General features: G+C 64.7%; 18 protein-coding genes. 3 read left to right on the top strand and 15 right to left on the bottom strand.

Annotated elements, in window-relative coordinates; all coding sequences use genetic code 11:
- Window positions 1-112: 112 nt before the first annotated feature.
- The gene (locus ACYQ00_RS06205) at window positions 113-1075 is read left to right on the top strand and encodes an RluA family pseudouridine synthase (protein WP_460031292.1); all 963 of its coding nucleotides are present in this window, start codon (window positions 113-115) and stop codon (window positions 1073-1075) included.
- Between the two features lies 1 nt (window position 1076).
- Here ACYQ00_RS06205 and ACYQ00_RS06200 read toward each other — a convergent pair whose 3' ends face one another.
- The 10 genes from ACYQ00_RS06200 to ACYQ00_RS06155 all read right to left on the bottom strand — a co-directional run bounded on the left by ACYQ00_RS06200 (window position 1077) and on the right by ACYQ00_RS06155 (window position 11497).
- Window positions 1077-3170, bottom strand: coding sequence for a CocE/NonD family hydrolase (locus ACYQ00_RS06200; protein WP_460031291.1), 2094 nt, complete (start codon window positions 3168-3170; stop codon window positions 1077-1079).
- Window positions 3171-3237: 67 nt separating this feature from the next.
- On the bottom strand, window positions 3238-4086 hold the full coding sequence (locus tag ACYQ00_RS06195; protein ID WP_460031290.1) for a sugar phosphate isomerase/epimerase family protein: 849 nt from the start codon (window positions 4084-4086) through the stop codon (window positions 3238-3240).
- 21 nt (window positions 4087-4107) lie between these two features.
- Window positions 4108-4827 (bottom strand): hypothetical protein, encoded by a 720-nt coding sequence (locus ACYQ00_RS06190; RefSeq protein ID WP_460031289.1) that lies wholly within the window; start codon window positions 4825-4827, stop codon window positions 4108-4110.
- A 37-nt stretch (window positions 4828-4864) separates the two neighbouring features.
- On the bottom strand, window positions 4865-6196 hold the full coding sequence (locus ACYQ00_RS06185; protein ID WP_460031288.1) for a L,D-transpeptidase Cds6 family protein: 1332 nt from the start codon (window positions 6194-6196) through the stop codon (window positions 4865-4867).
- 391 nt (window positions 6197-6587) lie between these two features.
- Entirely contained in the window at window positions 6588-7190 is a 603-nt protein-coding gene (gene pyrE / locus ACYQ00_RS06180; protein WP_460031337.1) for an orotate phosphoribosyltransferase, read from the bottom strand.
- Between the two features lie 26 nt (window positions 7191-7216).
- A complete protein-coding gene (gene purB / locus ACYQ00_RS06175; protein WP_460031287.1) occupies window positions 7217-8527 on the bottom strand; it encodes an adenylosuccinate lyase in 1311 nt (436 codons plus the stop codon).
- Between the two features lie 90 nt (window positions 8528-8617).
- Entirely contained in the window at window positions 8618-8956 is a 339-nt protein-coding gene (locus tag ACYQ00_RS06170; RefSeq protein ID WP_460031286.1) for an FmdB family zinc ribbon protein, read from the bottom strand.
- A 341-nt stretch (window positions 8957-9297) separates the two neighbouring features.
- Entirely contained in the window at window positions 9298-9420 is a 123-nt protein-coding gene (locus tag ACYQ00_RS06165; protein ID WP_460031285.1) for a hypothetical protein, read from the bottom strand.
- Between the two features lie 53 nt (window positions 9421-9473).
- Window positions 9474-10343 (bottom strand): ATP-dependent sacrificial sulfur transferase LarE, encoded by an 870-nt coding sequence (larE, locus tag ACYQ00_RS06160; protein ID WP_460031284.1) that lies wholly within the window; start codon window positions 10341-10343, stop codon window positions 9474-9476.
- Window positions 10343-11497, bottom strand: coding sequence for a homocysteine biosynthesis protein (locus tag ACYQ00_RS06155; protein ID WP_460031283.1), 1155 nt, complete (start codon window positions 11495-11497; stop codon window positions 10343-10345). The genes larE and ACYQ00_RS06155 overlap by 1 nt, the downstream gene beginning before the upstream one ends.
- Window positions 11498-11711: 214 nt before the next feature.
- Between ACYQ00_RS06155 and ACYQ00_RS06150 the strand changes: the two genes are divergently transcribed.
- On the top strand, window positions 11712-11927 hold the full coding sequence (locus ACYQ00_RS06150; RefSeq protein ID WP_460031282.1) for a rubredoxin: 216 nt from the start codon (window positions 11712-11714) through the stop codon (window positions 11925-11927).
- Window positions 11928-12205: 278 nt separating this feature from the next.
- On the opposite strand, the gene ACYQ00_RS06145 is transcribed toward ACYQ00_RS06150, so the two are convergent.
- The 5 genes from ACYQ00_RS06145 to ACYQ00_RS06125 form a co-directional block, all read right to left on the bottom strand.
- Window positions 12206-12991: a hypothetical protein gene (locus tag ACYQ00_RS06145; RefSeq protein WP_460031281.1), complete on the bottom strand. Its 786-nt coding sequence runs from the start codon at window positions 12989-12991 to the stop codon at window positions 12206-12208.
- 2 nt (window positions 12992-12993) lie between these two features.
- The gene (locus tag ACYQ00_RS06140) at window positions 12994-13941 is read right to left on the bottom strand and encodes a permease (RefSeq protein WP_460031280.1); all 948 of its coding nucleotides are present in this window, start codon (window positions 13939-13941) and stop codon (window positions 12994-12996) included.
- Window positions 13942-14029: 88 nt separating this feature from the next.
- A complete protein-coding gene (locus tag ACYQ00_RS06135) occupies window positions 14030-15652 on the bottom strand; it encodes a sensor domain-containing diguanylate cyclase (RefSeq protein ID WP_460031279.1) in 1623 nt (540 codons plus the stop codon).
- Window positions 15653-15873: 221 nt separating this feature from the next.
- Complete coding sequence (ahcY, locus tag ACYQ00_RS06130; RefSeq protein WP_460031278.1) at window positions 15874-17295, bottom strand: adenosylhomocysteinase; 1422 nt, start codon at window positions 17293-17295, stop codon at window positions 15874-15876.
- A 13-nt stretch (window positions 17296-17308) separates the two neighbouring features.
- Entirely contained in the window at window positions 17309-18283 is a 975-nt protein-coding gene (locus ACYQ00_RS06125) for an ArsR/SmtB family transcription factor (protein ID WP_460031277.1), read from the bottom strand.
- 96 nt (window positions 18284-18379) lie between these two features.
- Between ACYQ00_RS06125 and ACYQ00_RS06120 the strand changes: the two genes are divergently transcribed.
- On the top strand, window positions 18380-18910 hold the full coding sequence (locus ACYQ00_RS06120) for a DciA family protein (protein ID WP_460031276.1): 531 nt from the start codon (window positions 18380-18382) through the stop codon (window positions 18908-18910).
- Window positions 18911-18954: the final 44 nt, after the last annotated feature.

Here is an 18954-nt window from a genome sequence, read left to right as displayed (position 1 = left end):
GGGCCTCCAGCAGCGCCTGTAACGCCGTAACAGAAGGCAGCCCCGGGAGCTCTGGCCCGCAATCATTCAACTTCAGCCCGGCCGTGCTCTGCGGCCGGGCTTTTTCATCCCTATGCCGCAGTATCCCGTACAGCAGTGGACCGTCACCGAGGCCGAGGCCGGGCAGAAGCTCTTCAACTTTCTCAAGCGCCGGCTGCGCCGTGGCGTGCCCACCAGCCTGGTGATGCGCTGGATGCGTTCCGGCGAACTCCGGGTGGATGGCAAGCGCGCCACGCCCTACCAGCGCCTCAAGGCTGGCCAGGTGCTGCGCATCCCGCCCTTTGCCGTGGATGAGGACCTGCCCGACGAGCAGGCCGCACCCGCGCCCGTGACCCTGGACCTGCCCATTGTCTTTGAGGATGAGGAAATATTGGTCATCGACAAGCCGGCCGGCCTGCCGGTGCAGCCCGGCACCGGCCATGGCGACGCCGTGTCCACCCGTCTGGCCACGGCCTACGCCCACGCCCCCTTTGTCCCGGCGCCGGCCCATCGCATCGACCGCGACACCGCCGGCCTGCTCCTGGTGGGCAAGACCTATCAGGGCTTGGCGCGGTTGCTGGAGGCCTTCGAGACCCGGACCATCCGCAAGACCTACCTGGCCTGGGTCCGCGGCCGCTGGCCCTTTGCCGAGGAGACCGTGCTTTCCGACCGCCTGGAAAAGCTCTGGGAAGGCAACTCACAGCGGGTGCGGGCCGGACGGGACCACGCTGCCGGCCGCGGCAAGGTTGCCCTGGCCACGGCCGAGCCGGTCAAGGTCCGGCCGGATGCCTCGCTCCTGCTGCTGACCCTGCACACCGGCCGCACGCACCAGTTGCGCGTGCAGCTCTCCAGCCGCAAACATGCCATTGTCGGAGATCGCAAGTACGGCGACCGTGCCCCGGCTCCCGGCCTGCTGCTGCATGCCTATGCCGTGGCCTGGGAAGGCCGGGAATTCCTCTCCCTGCCCCGCTGGCCTGGCCCGTGGGACGTGCAAGCCATGCTGAACGCAGGGGCCCGCGAAGAACACGCGTCCCGTCAGCCTGAGTCGTCTGAGTGACCTACTGGGCCTGATTCGCCTGAGTGGCCGGGCCGAGCGGCGCGGCCTCGGCCAGGGGCAGCTCCAGGACGCCACCGGGCAGGATCAGCACATCCGGATTGCTGTCGAAGGGCTGGCAGGTGAACTGGCCGGTGTCGCAGGTGGTGAGCGTCAGCCGCAACCGGGAGCCGGCCGGGAGCCGCGCCGCCACGGGCAGGAGCTGCACGGCCATCTGTGCAGGTTCGCCCGGCGTCAGGGTGGCCATGTCCGCCCTGACGTAGGAATGCAGGGCCCCCGTGCCCGTGCAGACCGTGGCGCTGGCATTGCGGTCCTGCAGCGCCTCGCAGGGCTTCTCCTTGCGGTGCAGGGCCCGCAACAGGCCCTCGGTGAGCATGCGCGGGGTGAGCATCTGCGGCGTGCTGCCCTGGCTGCCCTTGCCCTCTGGCGTCAGCACCTCCAGATAGGCAAACAGGGACAGGTCCGTGGCATTGACCGACAGGGCCGTGCGCAGCACCGGGCTGCCTTCCAGGAGCATCGTCTGTTCCAGGGGGGCTGAGGTCCAGGACAGGCGACCGGGCTCGCCGGCGCGTTCCCCCATATCCGGGTAGTAGACATCCCCGCGGCCGAGCTGGGTGCGCCAGCGGTTGTTCGCGCCCGTGGGCGCGGGGCCTGGCTTGAGGATCCGGCCCGGGCCGGAGGCAGCGCCTTCCGTGTGGCCGACTTCCGGTTGCGCACGCCCGACGTCCGGCGCCGCAAGGGTCGCATCCTGCCGCAACTGAAGCACCTGAGGCGCTGAAACGGCCGGCCATTGCGCTGCCGTGTGCCAGGTCGCCTCACCAAAACGGCGATAACGCAGGCCGGACTCGGGCTGCTCGCCCACATCTTTCAGATACCAATCAAAAAAGCGGATCTGCTCCAGCACCTGCACCCGTGGCGAGGGGCTGACCGGGGCGTCGCGCTCGGCAAAGGGATCCACATCCTTTGTTGCGCCATGGTTCCAGGGACCGAGCACCGCCCGTTGCACCACCGGGGCTTCGCAGTAGCGGCGCAGCAGGGAGCGGGCATACGCCCCGTCGAACCAGCCGCCCCAGGCGTAGACGGCCGGACGCTGGGCCCGGCCGGTTTTTTTCCAGGCTGTGTGCGGGCTGAAGTCGTCCATGGCCACGGCCACGCCGCGTTCGGTGACCGCGGTCTGGTCGCGGGAGGAGGCCCCTGCGGCAGCCAGATAGATATCGGCATTGTCCGCGTGCTCCAATAAGGCCTGGGCGAGCTTCTGCGGCCCTTGCGGGCCGTCCACGGGAGCCGGCCCCTGCACGAAGGCCCGGGCGAGCCAGGGCATGCCCTGGGGCAGGGTGCCGTTGTCCAAGGCCTCGTTGAACCGTCCCCAGCGGCCCACAAACCCGGAATTGAAGACCCCGCCTGGATAGGCCACGTCCGTGAACACGTCATACAGGGCAAACTGGACGATGGCCGCCTTCAGGGCCGGATGCCCCACAGCGGCCAGTCGCTCGGCGCAGCTGCCGCCATAGGAGACCCCGGCCACGCCGGCGCGGCCGTTGCTCCAGGGCTGTTGCACGGCCCAGTCCAGGACTTCCAGATAATCCTCGATCTCGTCACTGGACCAGGGGTAGTTCTGCACGCCAAAGGAGGCGCCGGTGCCGCGGGCGTCGATGCTGACCACGGCGTAGCCGTAGTCCGTGAACATGCGCGTGGCCAGGGGGGCATCCGTGAGTGCCGAGGCCGGCCAGCGCAGGTTCCAGCGGCGCCAGTACCGGGTGGGGAGAAGAATGACGGGGATTCTGACTTCGGAGGAAAGCCCGGCAGGCAGGTACAAGTCCACGGCAATATCGACGCCATCCCGCATGGGCAGATGAAAAGACTGCCGCACCCGCCCGGCATACCGGGGAGGGCCTGGGTCAGTCGTGCCGCCGAACACGGCCAGCAACGCGGCATGGTCCTCCGGGGTGGGCACGGCCGATTCCGGCCGCAGCAGCATCCAGCCCACGACCAGCGCCGCGGCCACCAGCCCCAGTACCACCAGGGCCACCACGCGCCACCGGCTGCGCGGCTGTGTCTTGCGCCCAGCCACCACCGCCCTGCGTTCCATTGCATCCATGCCCGCCGCCTTTTGCGCTGTCTGGGCTCGTCGTGCAGCGTCGCCGCCAGCAAGCTGTCGCGCGACGTCAGAAATAGGCCTGCCAGGGGCCATCCGCAGTGTTCAGAAACTGCATGGCGCCTTGTATCGCATCCGCACCGTGGGCTTCAAGCACAATGGTGGGCGTCAGGCTGTGGCCGGAGAGCCCGGCAAAGAATCGGCCAAAGGGAATCGTTCCCCAGCCGGGAGCGAGGTGCTGGTCTGCGCTGCCATCGTTATCATGCACGTGGCAGGCGCGGATCCATGGGGCGAGGGCGGCGATCCAGTCAGACAAATCCTGCTTGCGAACCCCGCCGTTGAAGCAATACCAATGCCCGACGTCAAAACAGAGGCCAACTGCAGCGCCAGGCCCGGTCTCGCGCAGCCGGGTCAGCAGCTCCACAAGGAGGCGGGGAGATTCGTCGTGGGTGTTCTCCAACAGCAGTGTTGTTTCGCCGGCAAGGGAGGCCACCAGGGGCAGCCAGGTGTCGAGGCTGCGACGGATGAATTCTTGTTCATTCAGCTGATGCACGTGCTTGGTGTAGGCGGGATGGGCCACGCAATGGCCCGGCTCCAGCCGCAGGGCGCAATCCAGCGCCAGGCTGAGGGTCTTGCGGGTGGCGGCGAGGATGTTGTCGTCAAAGCTGCCAGGATGCAGATCCCAAAAGGGCAGGTGCACGGTGCAGGGCAGGCCGTGGCAGCGCAGGGTGTGCCGGAGACGGGTGAACCAGGAGGCCGGCATGGCCTGCAGGGTGGGGCTGTCGAAGCCGAATTCCGGTCCGCAGCGGACCTCGCGCCCCAAGGCCTCGGACAGGGCCGCGCCCCGGGCCAGGAAGGTGGCCGGCCAGTTCGGCTCGGCCTCAACCAGCCGCAACGGATACGAGAAAAACACCGCCATGCTGCACCCGGCGGATTCAACTTACGAGACGCTGAGGATGGAGGATATCTGCCAGACTTTGGAGTAGATCGTGGGGCCGTCCTTCTGGTCGATGGTCAGGCGCAAGCCGAAGATCTCCGAGGCTGGCAGGTCTGAGGGCGGCGTGAATTCGACCTCGATTTTCTTGAAGCGGGAAATTTGAAACTGGGTCAGCTCTTTCTCCAGGGTCACGGCATGGTTCTGGGCGTCTGTTCCCACGATCTGGATGAGATAATGCCCTTCCAGCGCGTGCTGCTGGTCTGGATTGGAGAGCTCGAAGGAAAGCTTCCACACCAGGTCGCCCTGGGAGAGGGAGACGCGTTTGATCACCGCACGGCCGGTGTTCTTTTCTCCGAGCAGGGCATTGAGATCCACGCCGGAGGAGTCGCCAGACTGGGCAGCCTCGCCTGAGGGGTCCATCAGGTTTTCGAGGACGGACTGCTGCCCCAAGGGATCCGCAGACTTGAGCATGCGCTCCATGTTCTTGAGCCGCTGCAGCTCCACGGTGTTTTCGTGGGCCTGCCGCCGCAGCATGAGCGTTTCGTCCATGAGGGCGCCGTGCTCGGACCACAGTTTCACCACCAGCCAGCAGCTGACGGCAGCCACCAGGACGATGCACGCCAGCAGATACACCGCCAGCTTGAGCCAGATGGGCTTGATGCGCAACCTGCGGACATGCGCGTCATCCCGCATAAGGATGACATTGTAGCTTTTGGAAGACATGCGGTGAGAACGCCTTGAGCCCTTCGTTTCCGGCGGGCTACATGGCCCTCCAGTCCTCTTCGACAATTTTCCAGCCGCCGTCGGCAGGCTGGACGACGAGGGTTTTATATCCCTTGTCCTTGTAGCCTTTGGCGTCCTCGTATTCCTGGGAAAAGGCCACTTCCAGCCCGCGGGGGTGCAGCTTCAGATCCAGGGGCCCGAGTTCCACTTTGGTGGGGCGCTTGTCGGTCCAGATGGAGAGCTTATGCTCCTTGATGGCCTGTTTGCCATAGCGGCCACCCTGGTTGGCGCTGTCATCGTAAAAGCGCAGGTAGCCTTCCACATCGGCCTTGCGCCAGCTGTCCCGCCAGGCGTCCACGAGTTCGCGCATCTGCTGCAGGGAATCGAGGAGATACCGGGCTTCCATGCCGCGCAGCGACTCGCCATCCGCATCAATCCACTCATTGCCCACAATGCGCCAGGCCCCGGCCTTGTCTTTCATCCAATACAGCCGCTTGACCCCGCCGCTGGAAAGGGAGGGGGAGCGATAGTATTGCTCAAACCAGGTGACCCAGTAATCCGGACCCGGCAGGGCACGGACATTGTGCGTGCGGACCTGAATCCAGGGCAGGCTCTTGAACAGGTGTTCTTTGTTCGCCCGGAACGCCTGGAAGGATTCGTCGCCGGACTTGGAGAACCGCTCGCCGTCAAAAAAATCAAAGAAAGCCGGGGAACGGGATTCCCAGGCCTGGGCCCACTCCTCCACCCGCTGCACCAGCTTGATGGAGTCGGCAGGGTTGGTTTCCACGGGTTGCCAGGCCACATCATGCGCGATGAGCACGGGCATGTTGCGGGAAAGCCGCTTGTCCAACTCCAAAATAACCGGATTGTTCAGCGCCACGCAGCCCTTGGTCTCCCGGGGGGTGATATCATGGCCGCGGCCATGAATCCAGATGCCGCCACCGGTCTTGCCCTTGAGGCGGTCCACGGGATTGGGGTAGTTCAGCGTATGGGCCAGGGTACCGTAATCATTATAATCCAGCCCGGAACTCAAGCGGGTCTGAATGAAATACACACCCTCGGGGGTCTTGAGATCGCCTTCAACGAACTTGTCGCCCTCGCGTTCGCCAGTGGTGCAGGAGAGCTTTTCCACCATGGCCAGCGGGCTTTTTTGCTCGAAAACGTATAGCTCCTGCGCCTGTTTGTTCACGGCAAGGAACTGTGGCGGACCCGCCGGATTGCCGGCAAACTGCGCCATCCACCCCTGCGGCGTGCCCGCACTGACGGCAATGACGGCCCCTGCGCCAGGGGCGGCAGCCGCCACGCCAGATTCCCCGCCCTGCAACACCTGCCCCGCCACGCGAGATTGCGCAGTGGCAGGACCAGGCACGGCAGATGACAAAACCAGCGCAACCAGCAAGGCAATTCGCCCTGCGCGGCGCCTGACGGCACCCGCGCGGCGAGCAGGCCTGCAAACTGTGAACAATGCTGCGTGCATCTTCCCCCGCATTGGCCACCCCTCCGGGCCAACTTGCAGAACCACACCACCTCACCAGAAGCGGCCATGTCTATATCGACTCAAACACCCGCTCACAACACGTCATGGCTTACGCCTTACCAACGAAACCGAAGGCACATTTCTTTTGCATATCGCAGCACATGGGCTGCTGGCAAGAGGCTCCGGGCATGAGGATCTACCTCTGCATACACAGCACCCCTGGTTTTCCCCTATCTCAGGTGGTGCGGGAATGTCAACCAAGACGGGATGTTGTTGCGCCCCCTCAGGCGTCAGCCGTCCCAAGCCCCAGTGTTTTCAGCTCGTTGCGGGTAAAGAGCGCCTTGAGTTCAAACCCGGCGTTGCGCAGGTTCTCCCGACCGCCCTCTTCCCGATCCAGCACGGTGGCCACGGCGCTCACGATAAAGCCGGCGTCCTGCACCCGCTGAATGGAGGTCAAAAGTGTCCCGGCCGTGGTCACCACATCTTCCAGCAGCGCCACCTTGCAGCCGGCAGGCAGGTTGCCCAGGCCCTCCAGGTATTGATTGGTCCCGTGCCCCTTGCTCTGCTTGCGGATGATGCAGGCCGGCCAGGCCTTGGCCGGAGCGGGATCGGGCAGGGTGCCGTCCTGGGCCATGAAGGAGGCCATGCTGGCAGCCGTCACCAGCGGGTCTGCGCCCAGGGTCATGCCGGCCACGGCGTCCACAGCCTCGCCCTCAAGCAGGTGCAAAAAGAGCCGGCCCAGCAAATACGCGCCTTCCGGATGCAGGGCGGTCTGCTTGCAGTCAAAATAATAGTCTGACTTGCGGCCCGAGGTCAGGGTAAAGTCCCCTTCCTTGTACGATTTTTCGATCAGCAGCCGGGCCAGCCGGACCTTGAGTTCCTGCATGGTGGTCGAGGACATTGCGGTATCTCCTATTCCCCGAACACGCGGGCGAAGACGGTGGATTCATGGGTCAGGCAGGCGGCGGGATCAAACAGGGCGTCCAGCGCCTCGGCCGGGAGGCGGGCCGTGATGGCCGGATCCTTGCGGACGAGATCCGGAAAGCTGGTGCGTGTTTCCCAACTCTGCATGGCGTTTTTCTGGACCATGGCGTAGGCCTCCTGCCGGGGCATGCCGCTTTCGATGAGCGCGGTGAGCACCTTTTGGGAGAAGTAGAGGCCAAAGGAGGCGTCCATGTTGCGGCGCATGTTGTCGCTGCGGACCACCAGACGCTCCAGCACGCCGGAAAGACGATGCAGGATGTAATCCAGCAGGCCGGTGGAATCGGGCATGATGATGCGTTCCACGCTGGAATGGCTGATATCCCGCTCGTGCCAGAGGGCCATGTTCTCCATGGCTGCCAGGGCGTTGCCGCGCAGCACCCGGGCCAGACCGCTCATGTTCTCGGCGCTGATGGGGTTCTTCTTGTGCGGCATGGCCGAGGAGCCTTTCTGCCCCTTGCCAAAGCCTTCCTCCACTTCCAGCACCTCGGTGCGCTGCAGATGGCGCAGCTCCACGCACAGCCGCTCCACCCCGCCACCGGTCAGGGCCAGGGCGGTGAAAAACTGGGCATACCGATCGCGCTGGACAATCTGGGTGGAGATGGGATCCACGCCCAGGCCCAGGCGGGCGCAGGCATCGGCCTCAATGGCCGGGCTCAGGTGGGTGTACGTGCCCACGGCCCCGGAAAGCTTGCCCACGCGAATCTGGGCCAGTCCCTGCTGGAACCGCTCATGATGGCGGGAAAATTCGGCATAGAAACCGGCCATCTTCAGCCCGAAAGAGGTCGGCTCGGCGTGCACGCCGTGGGTGCGGCCCATGCAGAGCACGCCCTTGTGGGCATGCGCCATCTTGTTGAGCACACCCAGGATGCGGACGTAGCCTTCCTCCAGCACGGCCCCGGCCCGGGCCAGCTGCACGGCGTTGGCCGTGTCCACAATGTCCGAGGAGGTGCAGCCCAGGTGGATGAACCGGGCCGCCGGCCCCACGCGCTCTTCCAGGGCCGTCAGGAAGGCGATCACATCGTGCCGGGTGGTCTCTTCGATTTCCAGCACGCGGTCCACGAAGGCCTGGTCGATCTCGAAGCTGGCCTTGGCGCGAATTTCGGCCATGGCCTCGGCCGGGATGACACCGGCAGCATGCCAGGCCTCGCAGATGGCCAGTTCCACGTCCAGCCAGGCCTGCAGCCGGGCGGCAGGGGACCAGAGCGCACGCATGACGGGACGACTATAGCGGTCGAGCATAGATGGGACTCCCATGAAAAATCGGGCCGCGGCTGCAATACTGCGGTCGCGGCCCGATCCGTAACGAAAGCGAGGCGAGGCGTGCTGCGATTAATCCGCCGCAGCACTGGCAGACGCGGCAGCCGGAGCCGGGGAGGCAGCTGCGGGAGCGGGCGCGGCAGGCTTGCTCTCGCCATTGCCCGTACCATTGGCAGCGCCATTACCCGCGCCGGAGGCCTCGGCCGCAGGCGCCGGGGCGCTGGAGCCCGGGCGCTTGCAATAGTCGGTCACATACCAGCCCGAGCCCTTCAGAATGAAGGAGGTGCTGGAAATAAGCCGCTCGGCCTTGGCCCCGCACACCGGGCAGGGCACTTCGCGCTCCTGAAAATCCTTTTGCCACTCTTCGAAAATCTGCTCGCAATCCTGACAACGGTATTCGTAAATTGGCATGACTCCCTCCAACTATACAACACGTGCTCAGGGGAGAACCTCTAAGCAGCCTGCACGAGATTGTCAATTCTCGGCAACCGCCCGATCCCGCCGGCGCACCCGTCAGCTTTTCCTGGGAGGGGACGATGCATTAACCGGGCCAAACACAAACGCACCCGATCCGCACCGGATGCACTGCAACCGCCGCCGCGCACGCCCCTCTAGAGTTTTTTTAACCTACTGACACGCAAGAGCTACCACGAATCGCAGGGTCCGTCTTGCAACAGAGGCAAGGGGAATCCCCGCCTGCTGCGGGAATCCCCCTGAAAACGCAAAAAAAAGCGGAGCGTCTCGGGCGAAGATTAGGCTTTGGCCTTGGCGGCAGCAGCCTTGGCTTCGCGGATGCGAGCCTTGAGGCTTTCCTTGCGGCGATGCCGGCGGCGGTCAATTTCCTTTTTGCGTTCAATCTTTTTATGCGCGCCCATGGGTGTTCCTTTGTGGATCGCTCAGAATGTGAATGGAAAAGATTGAGACTAGCCTACTCATCCGTATCTTGTCCAGATTTTTTTTCCGCATCTGGTCGGGGCGGCCCGTCAAAAAACCCATGCACCGAGTCGACCAGCCGGACCTTGCAGGGGAAAAAGCCTTCCAGCCGCAAGGCCGCCACCCCTTGGGCCCGGATCCGGACCCAGCGGTCCTGTTCCTCCTGGGCAATGTGCAGGGCGTAACGCAGCATCCCGCCTTCGCCGGGCAGCGGGGGGGAGATGCGAACCCGGAACTGCCGCAGGCCCAGGCGGGCCAGCGCATCTTCGGCCAGGGCCAGGCGGGCCAGCAGGGCCTCGGTGGGGACGATGCCGTAGTCCAGGCGGGTCATCAGGCAGGAGCGCGAAGGCTGATCCGGCAGTTCCATCCCCGTCTGCCGGGCAGCGGTGCGGATATCCGCTTTTTCCAGGCCTGCCAGGGCCATGGGGCTCATGATATCCAGCTCTTTGAGCGCGGTGCTGCCGGGGCGGAAGAGCTGGGTATCGGAAAAGTTGGTGCCATCCAGCACGTATGGCCGGCCGAGGTCTTCTGCCAGCAGCCTGATGCGGGTGAAGATGGCCCGTTTGCAGTGGTAGCAGCGGTCCCGCAGATTCTGGCGGGCGTGTTCGTCGTGCAGGGGGTTGAACTGCAGCAGGTGCAGGGGCATGCCACTGCGGACAATCCAATCCTTGGCATAGGCGATTTCCTGCGGCGTCAGGTGCGGGCCGGTGACGAAGACCGCGGCAACGTCAAGATTCCAGCGGCGCGCCATGTGCGCCAGGAACCGGGAGTCCAGCCCCCCGGAACAGGCGAGCAGCGCGGGAGTGCGCAGGGTCAGCGCCTCCCGCAGCCGCTCGAGTTTGGCATCCAGCACGTCGTCGCCCATCAGCCCGCCGGCAGAAGCTCCTGGGCTTCGGTCAGAGTGAATTGCCCGCCCTGGATCCACTGCTTGAGGGTCTGGGCGATTTCCTTGGAAAGCACCCAGCTGGTCAGGGGCACGGCCGCCACGGACTTGCCCTCCACCTCGATGGTCCCGGTCTTGAGCTCGGCGTAGGTCACGTGTTTGAGCACGCGGGGCACGCCCTGGGGGTAGTCGTGGGAGTAATCCTTGACCGGCATGGGGATGTCTTCATCGCGCACGCTGGTGTAGAAGGCCATTTCCTCGTTGAGGATGGGGATGGGGATGCCCAGCCCCACGGCCAGGGAGCAGCCATACCCCACAAAGGACACCCCGCGCAGGTACCGGGGCTGCATGCCCTTCATGTCCCCGCGGACCATCAGCGTGCCGGCGGCGGAGAGGGGGATGCCACGCTCGGTGCGTTTGGGCGAGGGGTTGTGCTGCGTGCCCGCACCCAGAACCCAGCCCACCCCGCCGCCCAGGAAGATTTTGGTCCCCAGGCCGATGGTTTTGAAGAGCGGGTCGTTAAACAACGGGGAAAGACAGCCGGCCGTGGCGTAGTTGGCGTTGCGCAGCTTGGCCTTGACGGGCCCCATGTAGGTGTAAATGATCTTGGAACCCAGGTTCACGGCCACGTTGTAGCTTTGGTAGCCGTTACGGGGGTTCAGGAGCTGGGCGGAGGGCAGGTCGGCCAGGGTGACGAGCTTCTCCAGCTCGCGCCGGGGGTAGCAGTCCGTGCCGTAGCCTTTGGCCTTGAGGCGCACCTGCTTGCCGGCCACGAGGTCCTCGATGACATGACCGCCGCCGTACTTGAACTGGCCGGGGTAGACCTTGTTCAGCGGGTCGTCCTTGGGCAGTTCCGTGGCGCCGAGGTAGGCGTCCACGGCAGCCAGACCGCCATAGGCCGACACACTGTTCAGGCTGACCGAGGAGGCCTTGATGGTCGGCGGCTCCTGGCCGAAGTTGAAGAGCATCCCCGAGGAGCACATGGGAGAGAAGGTGCCCGTGGTCACCACGTCCACGGTTTCGGCCGCCTTCTTGACGCCCAGGTCCTGCACGGCCTGGATCATTTCTTCGGCATCCAGGACCACGGCCTTGCCGGCCTTGATCTTTTCGTTGATTTCTTGAATAGTTTTGGGCATGTGTCATTCCTTAAGACGTGTGAAGGCCGCCACCATATCCTGTTTGCCCGTCTGAGACAATGCATCATCGCGTCCGGCACGCGGATGGCGGGAAATGTGCCGCCACTTCCGCAGGCAGCTTGACTTCCCCGGCGGCATCCGTAAGCTGTGACAATGCCCGCTTCCCGCGGGGCCGGACCACGAATCGCAACGGTACCTTGAAGAGGGGACAGACATGGCCAGACCAGAAGACATGTGGCAATGCCAGACCGTGAACTGCGGCTACATTTACGACCCGGACAAGGGCGACAAGCGGCGGAAAATCCCACCGGGAACCATGTTTGAGGATCTGCCGGAAGACTGGCTCTGCCCCATCTGCCGGGCCGGCAAGAAATGCTTCCGCCCGCTGGCCGGGCCAGGCTCCACCAGGGATGCGGATTGCCCGGTGTAGTCGCGCAGCCATCGGCGGCGAAATCGCCAGGCGAGTGCATGTTAGCGCTGGTGAACGCATGCTGATTGGGAACAAGACGGCTCGGGGGAGGCACCTTTATGAAGAGAGGTTTTCCCCCGAACCTCCTTTCACAAAAAGCGGCACTGGCCGAGTATTTTCTGTACACTCAAAGAGTTCAGGAAAACCGCCACCCGCTACGAAACACCCAAAGTCACATTCCGGGCCGTGGTCACCATCGCTTCATGCCTCATCTGGCCGCGATGGTTTGGAGACAGGCCCTAGTAGGCGAAGGGCGGTTCCATGCGCATGTCCGCGATGAAGGGCATGGCCGGGGCTTCGATGGACTGGGCCTCCTCCACCACAAAGACATGCCCGGGGGCCACGACAGTCACAAAGACGCCTTCAAACTGGGCCGGCTTTTCCGCGGCGCGGGCCATCTCCTCGGTCACGGGCCGGAGCCGGCCCAGCAGCCGTACCCAGCGGCCATCCGGCGGCGGCAGCTTGCCCCCTTCCACCCGGAACCCCACCCCCACGGCGTCGGCCAGACAGCAGACGATCTGCAGGCGCAGCAGCACTGCCGGGGCCATGCCGGCCGGGTCCGGCAGCAGCATGCCCTGCATGGCGTAGCGCGCCTCGGGGTCCGCAGTGGCGGCGTTGCCGTTTTCCGAAAGCAGGAACAGCTCGGCCAGATTCAGGGGCAGGTAGTCGCGGCCATCGTAGGTAAAGACCTCGGGAGCCTCGTCCGCAGCCCGGGCCAGGGGTTCCGTGGTCGCGGCGCCAGAGCGCAGTCCCTGCTGCCCGATCATCCCCAGGGTCACGGTCAGCAGCAGGCTGATCATGCCCCGCCAGTGCGGTCGGGGCATGGGTCGCAGCAAAAGCAGCATCCCAAAAAACACGCACACTCCAGCCGAAGTTGCCAGGAGCCACTCGAAGCGCGGATGCAGAAACAGCCAGAATTCATTGGAGAAAAACAACTGCAGTCCCCAGCCGCCCAGGACCAGGAACACCAGGGCCTCCAGCCGGCCCCACACACGAACCCCCGTGCGCAGCGTGGATGTGGTCATGGTTAACTCCCTCCCCACAACAACCCCAGGCACAGGGAAAGCAGACTCACAAGCACAAGCGGCAACACCGTGAGCACCAGCGCCACCCGGGGGTGAAATGAAGCCCAGAACATGGGGATGAGCTTCAGATCCAGCATGGGGCCGATGACCGTGAACGCCGCCAGGGCCGGCCAGGGGAAGGTGGAAAAACTGGCGGCCACAAAGGCGTCGGCCTCGGAGCAGATGGAGAGCAGCACGGCCAGGCCCATCATCCCGAACACGGCCAGGGGCAGGCTGTCCGCAAAGGACTGCACCACCGTGCCGGGGACAAAGCTGCGAAAGGCCGATGCCGCCAGGGCCCCCAGGACGAGAAACTGGCTCATGGCGATGAACTCCCTCGCCGTGGCCCGGGCCAGACGCGCCCAGCGCGGCAGGGCGGCGGATTCCGGATCGCCGCAGGCGTCACCATGCCCATGCTCGTGCCCGCAGCCACAGCCGCAGGCCGCAGCCGCAGCACCATTACCCCGCACGGCCAGACCCGGCGCAATGCCCGCCAGCACCCCGGCCGTGCAGCCGGCCGTCACCAGGGTCATGCCCAGGCGCGCGGCGACCATGGTCCAATCCCCCTTGAAGGCGAACCAGGTGGAGGCGATGACCACCGGGTTGACCACCGGCCCGGCCAGCAGATAGCCGAAGGCCGCCCCGGAAGGCACGCCGCGGGCCAGCAGCCGGCGCACCACAGGCACCACGCCGCATTCGCAGGTGGGCAGAAGCGCTCCGGCAAACAGCCCGGCGCAGACACTGCCCACGGGGCTGGAAGGGACATACCGGGCCACGCGCTCGGGGGTGAGCCAGGCGTCCACACAGGCGCCAAGAAAGGAGCCTGCAAGCAAAAAGGGCATGGCTTCCAGCACAATGGCTGCTGCCTGGGCACAGAAGAGGGCAAGGTCGAAGGATGCAGCTGCAAACATGGCCGCATCCTTGGCACGTTCCCCGGTTCAAGGCAAGTGAATGATTTCGGCTTTCAATACGCATGCGGTCTGATGCTGCACGCTGTCCTCATCCGGCTTTCACCTGATTGCGCCCGGCCTGCTTGGCGGCATACATGGCCCCATCCGCCCGGCGTAAGGTGTCATGCAGCACGAGTTCGGCAGTCAGTGCGTCGTGCGCTCCGGAAGGCGGAATGCAGGCAGCCACGCCAAAACTCATGGTCAGCGGCACACGCTCCCCGCCCACCTCAAGAACCAGGGCCTCCACGGCGGCCCGCAAGCGTTCGGCCAGCTCCAGCCCCTGTTTGAGCCCTGCGTTGGGAGCCACGATGACGATTTCCTCCCCGCCAAACCGGGCCACCACATCCGAGTTCCGGCAGGTATGCTGCAAGGCGTCTGCCACCAGCTGCAGCACGGTGTCGCCCACCTCATGCCCCCAGGTGTCGTTGACCTGCTTGAAGCGGTCCACATCGGCCATGATGCAGACACACTCCCGACCGCCGCGCAGGCAGACATCCACAATGCGCCGCCCTTCTTCCAGCAGATGCCGCCGGTTGTACAAGCCGGTCAGCTGGTCGGTGATGGTCATCCGCTTCAGGCTGTCCACGCTTTCGCCCACCATTTCCTGCATGCGGCAAAACGCGTCGGTGAGCACCCGCACTTCCCATAGCTCCGACTTGTGGGTCCTGAGCATCGGGCATTCGGAAGTAAAGCGCCCCTCGGCCATATGCTTGGCCATTTCCGCCAGATCCTGCATGGGGCGTTCGAGCGAGTGGATGAGCCGCAACAAAAACGGCGTCAGGATCGCCAGGGTCACCCCGCCGCCCAGCAGGGCCATCAGCAGGAAGGCGGTGTATTCTTGCAGCACGTCCACCAGGGGCAGCTGTCCCGCCAGCACCCACCTGCCGTTGTTGATGCTCAGGGCGGCCGCCAGGGCCCGCTGGCCCTGCGCATTGGTCGTCGGGATCACCGTATCTTGGTCGAGGCAGGTTCGCAGGACTTCCTTGGGAATGAATTCGCTCCGCCGGGTGCTTTGTTCCGACACCGCGTCCAGGCCGGTCCCTGCGCCGGCATACCAGGCGCCCTGACTGTCCAGCAGCGCCGCACTGCCCTGGCGGCCGATGCGCAGCATGTTCAGCAGGCCATCCACCGTGGCCAGCCGTACCGGCGTGGTAATCACCCCCAAAAACCGCCCGTTCACGTGCACCGGGGCGGAAAAAATGATGATTGGCTTGCCCGAGGTGCGCCCGATGAAAATGTCCGTAATAAAAGGCTGTCCTTGCTGCCCGGCCTTGAAATAGTCCCGATCCTGGAAATACAACCGCTGCGAGGTGGCAGTGTCCACCACGTTCACCCCGCTGGCGTCCAGGAAAATCACCCCGGTCACATCATCGTGCGTGGCGGCATACTGCCGGAACACGGCGTCCATGGCGGCCAGCTCCTGCCGTTCCACCACAGGCAGGGACGCCAGAAACCGCACGTCACGCTGACGCTCCCGCACCCAGCGCTCTATGAAACTTTTATCGTATTCCAGCACATGGTGCAGGCTTTCGAAGGCCCTGTCCTTGAGGAAGGACACGGCATACACGGCAAAGAACCCCAGACTCAACGTCGGGGGCAGGAAGACAAGCGCCAGACTGAACAACCTCAGGCGGCTTTTGATGGACGTTCGCGGGGGGAATAGCTTCATCATTGTGCCGGGTTTCAGGGCAGTTGGATGCAACTATACGTCGTGCTCCCCCTGAAGCACAAGATCAAACTGCAGATTGTTGCAACCTCCCGCCCTCCCACTTTCTTTGAAAAAACGGGGGAGCCCTTTCTGCAGAAAGGACTCCCCCGAACTTCGCGCACTCCGGCTGGCGAGCCTGCCGGCGGCAAGGCGATGGTCGCATCGCCTTGCCGCCGTGGAACACATTAATACCGGTAATGATCCGGCTTGTAAGGGCCTTCCACGGGCACACCGATGTAGGCGGCCTGTTCCTTGCTCAGGGGGGCCAGGCGGGCGTTCAGGCGGGCGAGGTGCAGACGGGCCACTTCCTCGTCCAGGACCTTGGGCAGCACATACACCTTGGCTTCATGCTCGCGGGTGGCCAGTTCGATCTGGGCCAGCACCTGGTTGGTGAAGCTGGCGCTCATGACGAAGCTGGGGTGGCCGGTGGCGCAGCCCAGGTTCACCAGACGGCCTTCGGCCAGGACGATGATGGAGCGGCCATTGGGCAGGGTCCACTTGTCCACCTGGGGCTTGATCTCGTCCTTCTTGCAGGCCGGATCGGTCTCCAGGGAGTGCATGTCGATTTCCGAGTCAAAGTGGCCGATGTTGCAGACAATGGCTTCGTCCTTCATCTGCTGCATGTGGCTGTAGTTGATGACGTGGTAGTTGCCCGTGGCGGTGACGAAGATGTCGCCCTCGGCGGCGAACTCGTCCATGGTGCCCACTTCATAGCCTTCCAGCGCGGCCTGCAGGGCGCAGATGGGGTCGATTTCCACCACCTTCACGCGGGCACCGTAGCCCTTCATGGACTGGGCGCAGCCCTTGCCCACGTCGCCGTAGCCGACGACCACACAGCACTTGCCGGCCATCATGACATCCGTGGCGCGCTTGATGCCATCCACCAGGGATTCGCGGCAGCCGTAGAGGTTGTCGAATTTGGACTTGGTGACCGAGTCGTTGACGTTGATGGCCGGGAAGAGCAGCTCGCCGGCCTTCTGCATCTGGTAGAGGCGATGCACGCCGGTGGTGGTTTCCTCGGACACCCCCTTGATCTTGGCGGCCACGGCCTGCCAGCGGCCGGGGTTCTGGGCGTAGGCGGCCTTGAGCCGGGCCATGACGATGGCGAATTCCTTGTTGTCCACGGGCTTGTCGAGGAGGGACGGATCCTTCTCGCACTTCACGCCCTGGTGGATGAGCAGGGTGGCGTCACCGCCGTCGTCCACGATGAGATCCGGGCCGGAGCCGTCGGGCCAGGTCAGGGCCATCTCGGTGCACCACCAGTAATCTTCCAGGGTCTCCCCCTTCCAGGCAAAGACCTTGGCCAGGCCGGCCTTGGCCACGGCAGCGGCGGCATGGTCCTGGGTGGAGAAGATGTTGCAGGAGGCCCAGCGCAGATCCGCGCCCAGGGCGTGCAGGGCCTTGATGAGCATGGCCGTCTGGATGGTCATGTGCAGGCTGCCGGTAATCTTCAGGCCCTTCAGGGGCTGCTGGGGACCGTACTTCTTGATGGTCTCCATCAGGCCGGGCATTTCGTTTTCGGCCAGCTGCATTTCCTTGAGGCCCCAATCGGCCTGGGCCATGTCGGCGACCTTGAACTCAAGGGAGAGATCGAGCGGTTTTACCATGATGGGCACTCCATTATGTCCTGTTCGGGTTGTGTTCGGATTTGCGTGCAATCACGCGAAGCAGTCCCAGCCCATGCGGCAGGGGCCGGGACGTGGTTGATGCAATGACAAAGCCGGCCTCGCCGCACCAGGCGGCAAGCTCTTCCAGCGCAAAGCCCAGCCAGCGGTCGCCGTATTTTTTGCGCATGGCCTCGTGTTCGTGCCGGGCGAATTCCACCACCACGCAGCGCCCGCCCGGCGCCAGCACCCGCCAAGCCTCGGCCAGCCCCCGGCGGGGCGAGGGCAGATGGTGCAACACCAGCGAGAGCACGGCGCAGTCGGCCTCGCCGTCCGAAAGGGGCAGATGCTCCAGATCCCCCAGCCGCAGGGAGACGCGCTCGGCCGGCAGGCCCTCGCGTTGCAGGAGCTTGGCCGCCTGGGCCAGCATGCGGGAGGAGCTGTCCACCCCGATAACTCGCCCGCCCCTTTCGCGCACTCCCGTCACCCTGGTCAGTAGCGGTGGCAGCAGCGCGCCGGCCCCGCAGCCCAGATCCGCCACCACGGCACAGGGGGGCAGGGAATCAAAAGACTCCATGACCAGCCCGGCCACATCCTCGCCACCAAGCATCTCGCGGTGCATGGCGTCCAGCCGGGGGGCCAGGGCGTCGAAGAACTGGCGGCTCTGCCGGGCGCGTTCCTCCACCACCAGTTCCGCGGCCTCCAGATCCTGCACAGCCGAAGGCAGCGCCGCCAGCAGCGGCAGCTGGGCCTGCACAAAGGCCGCCGCCGGCCCTTCCCGGTCCACGGCATAAAACACCCAGGCCCCATGCCGCCGCGCCACGAGCAAGCCCGCGTCAGCCAGAATCTTCAAATGCCTGGAAACGCGGCTCTGACCCATCTGCAGCACGTCCAGAATCTCGCCCACATTGAGTTCATGGTGGGCAAGCAGGTGGAAGAGGCGCAGCCGGGTGTCGTCGGCCAGGGCCTTGTGGCAGGCAAGAAGATCCATGTGTGGTTCAGGAATTTTGCATATCAAGAATTGTTGATATCTTTATTCCCAAGGCCGGGGCTTTTGTCAACCCCAAAAATCCGCTAGAGTCCTTCCATGGCACGCACCCGAGAGCACACCGGCCAGGCCCGCGCCGGTTCCCTGGCAGACACCCTGCTCACCCGCATCCCCGGCGCCCCTGAGGGCCTGGCCCTGGTGCGGCTGTGGCGGGAGTGGGACACGGCCGTGGGGCCGGAGATCGCCGCCTGGGCACATCCCCTGGGCTCGCACCACGGCATCTTGCGCGTGGGAGTGGAAGACGCCATGGGCATGCACGAGCTGGTGTTCTACGCCCCGCAAATTTTATACGACGTGCATCAATTTTTAGGGCAGGAACTATTTGACAATGTCCAGGGTGAACTGCTAATGACCCGGACTCCGTTGAATGCAACGCCTGCTCCGCCGCCGGCCCTGCCCATCCCCTCGCTGCAAGAAGTCGGCGAGCTGGGCGCACCGACGGCGATTGCGCGTTTGGCCGCTGGGGACACCCCCTGGGCCAGGGCCTACAGGGCCTATGTGAAGATGGTGACCGGCCGCACCGTGCCCCACGGCGACGCGCCCGGGGAAACTGGCGAACGCGGCGACTGAACGCCCCCCTCCCCTCCCGGGGAGGCACATTATAAGGATGAAGA

Source organism: Megalodesulfovibrio paquesii (assembly GCF_054653055.1).
The sequence above is the reverse complement of the archived record's forward strand: the minus strand, read 5'-3'. Positions and strand labels throughout refer to the sequence as shown.

Excerpts from the sequence above, each read along its gene's own strand:
- ACYQ00_RS06205 (WP_460031292.1), top strand. The coding sequence starts at position 113 with ATGCCGCAGTATCCCGTACAGCAGTGGACCGTCACCGAGGCCGAGGCC.
- ACYQ00_RS06200 (WP_460031291.1), bottom strand. The coding sequence starts at position 3,170 with ATGGATGCAATGGAACGCAGGGCGGTGGTGGCTGGGCGCAAGACACAG.
- ACYQ00_RS06195 (WP_460031290.1), bottom strand. The coding sequence starts at position 4,086 with ATGGCGGTGTTTTTCTCGTATCCGTTGCGGCTGGTTGAGGCCGAGCCG.
- ACYQ00_RS06190 (WP_460031289.1), bottom strand. The coding sequence starts at position 4,827 with ATGTCTTCCAAAAGCTACAATGTCATCCTTATGCGGGATGACGCGCAT.
- pyrE (WP_460031337.1), bottom strand. The coding sequence starts at position 7,190 with ATGCAGGAACTCAAGGTCCGGCTGGCCCGGCTGCTGATCGAAAAATCG.
- purB (WP_460031287.1), bottom strand. The coding sequence starts at position 8,527 with ATGCTCGACCGCTATAGTCGTCCCGTCATGCGTGCGCTCTGGTCCCCT.
- ACYQ00_RS06170 (WP_460031286.1), bottom strand. The coding sequence starts at position 8,956 with ATGCCAATTTACGAATACCGTTGTCAGGATTGCGAGCAGATTTTCGAA.
- ACYQ00_RS06165 (WP_460031285.1), bottom strand. The coding sequence starts at position 9,420 with ATGGGCGCGCATAAAAAGATTGAACGCAAAAAGGAAATTGACCGCCGC.
- larE (WP_460031284.1), bottom strand. The coding sequence starts at position 10,343 with ATGGGCGACGACGTGCTGGATGCCAAACTCGAGCGGCTGCGGGAGGCG.
- ACYQ00_RS06155 (WP_460031283.1), bottom strand. The coding sequence starts at position 11,497 with ATGCCCAAAACTATTCAAGAAATCAACGAAAAGATCAAGGCCGGCAAG.
- ACYQ00_RS06150 (WP_460031282.1), top strand. The coding sequence starts at position 11,712 with ATGGCCAGACCAGAAGACATGTGGCAATGCCAGACCGTGAACTGCGGC.
- ACYQ00_RS06145 (WP_460031281.1), bottom strand. The coding sequence starts at position 12,991 with ATGACCACATCCACGCTGCGCACGGGGGTTCGTGTGTGGGGCCGGCTG.
- ACYQ00_RS06140 (WP_460031280.1), bottom strand. The coding sequence starts at position 13,941 with ATGTTTGCAGCTGCATCCTTCGACCTTGCCCTCTTCTGTGCCCAGGCA.
- ACYQ00_RS06135 (WP_460031279.1), bottom strand. The coding sequence starts at position 15,652 with ATGATGAAGCTATTCCCCCCGCGAACGTCCATCAAAAGCCGCCTGAGG.
- ahcY (WP_460031278.1), bottom strand. The coding sequence starts at position 17,295 with ATGGTAAAACCGCTCGATCTCTCCCTTGAGTTCAAGGTCGCCGACATG.
- ACYQ00_RS06125 (WP_460031277.1), bottom strand. The coding sequence starts at position 18,283 with ATGGATCTTCTTGCCTGCCACAAGGCCCTGGCCGACGACACCCGGCTG.
- ACYQ00_RS06120 (WP_460031276.1), top strand. The coding sequence starts at position 18,380 with ATGGCACGCACCCGAGAGCACACCGGCCAGGCCCGCGCCGGTTCCCTG.